Origin of the sequence: Cellulomonas phragmiteti, from assembly GCF_016862775.1 — a bacterium.
In the GTDB taxonomy this organism is placed as follows: domain Bacteria; phylum Actinomycetota; class Actinomycetes; order Actinomycetales; family Cellulomonadaceae; genus Cellulomonas; species Cellulomonas phragmiteti.
Genome location: NZ_BONP01000061.1, coordinates 1 through 1332 on the forward strand (window position 1 = coordinate 1; position 1332 = coordinate 1332).

The 1332-nt window shown below is 71.2% G+C and carries 1 protein-coding gene; it reads left to right on the top strand.

From position 1 onward, the window contains the following. Positions 1 to 70: 70 nt before the first annotated feature. A protein-coding gene (locus Cph01nite_RS18910) for an IS3 family transposase (protein WP_203676597.1) occupies positions 71 to 1296 on the top strand; the annotation gives its coding sequence in 2 pieces (ribosomal slippage) (positions 71 to 380 and positions 380 to 1296; 1227 coding nt in all). The last annotated feature ends 36 nt before the right edge of the window (positions 1297 to 1332 follow it).

A 1332-nucleotide genomic window follows, 5' to 3' on the forward strand; every position in this document is an offset into this window, starting at 1 on the left:
GGGGGCTTGACCCCGTGAGGTGGACACGCTGAACCCGGGTCTGGCCCGGAGGAAGCGAGAAGATCTGCTCATGGCAAGGAAGACGTATCCGGCGGAGTTCCGTCGTGACGCGGTCGAGCTGTACCGCTCGACGCCCAGCGCGACGGTCTCGGGGATCGCGGCGGACCTGGGGATCATGGACTCCACGCTCTCGGCGTGGATCAAGGCCGCGGGGGTCCCGATCCGCGGGCAGTCCCGCCCGCCCGCGAGGTCCGCGCCGCCGGATGAGACCCCCGAGCAGGAGCTCGCACGTCTGAGGTCACGGGTCGCCGAGCTGGAGGACGAGCAGCGCAAGCTGGCCACCGAGCGGCAGATCCTGCGTGCGGCGGCGAAGTATTTCGCCGGGGAGACGAACTGGTGAGCCGCTTCCAGTTCGTCGCCGAGCACCAGTCCACCTATGGGGTGAAGCGGCTGTGCCAGGTGATCGGGGTGGCCCGGTCCTCGTTCTACAAGTGGCTGGCCGCCGCGCCGGCTCGCGCCGCGCGAGCGGCCGATGACCAGGCGCTGGCATCGCGCATCCGCGCGGTGCACGTGCAGGATCGCGCGTGCGGGGCACCGCGGATCACCGTCGAGCTCAACGACGGCGCCGACCCCGACGAGCGGGTCAACCACAAGCGCGTGGCCCGCGTCATGCGCGAACACGCCATCGCCGGGATCCGGCTGCGACGCCGCGTACGCACCACCGTGCCCGCTCCGCAGGCCCCGCTCGTGCCGGACCTGCTCGAGCGGGACTTCACCGCGACCGAGCCGAACACCAAGTACGTCGGTGACATCACCTACCTGCCCTGCGGCGATGACGGGTTCCTCTACCTGGCCACCGTCATCGACTGCTTCTCCCGGCGCCTGGTCGGCTGGTCCATCGCCGACCACATGCGCACCGACCTGGTCACCGACGCACTGCTCGCGGCCGCCGCGACCCGCGGCACCCTGGCCGGGGCCGTGTTCCACGCCGACCACGGAGCCCAGTACCGAGCCAAGGCCTACGCGCAGGTGTGCGCCGCACTGGGTGTGACCCGCTCGATGGGCGCCGTGGGCACCTCGGCAGACAACGCGATGGCCGAGTCCTTCAACGCGACCCTCAAACGCGAGACCCTCGCCGGCGCCGCGGGCTGGCCCGACGCGGCCACGGCCCGCCGCGAGGTCTTCGCATGGATCACCCGCTACAACACCCGCCGCCGGCACTCCACCTGCGGCTACGTCAGCCCCACCGACTACGAGAACGCCCACCACGCGGCTAACCTGACGCTCGCCGCGTGAAACCACCCGCGTGTCCACCATCAGGGGTCAAGGCCC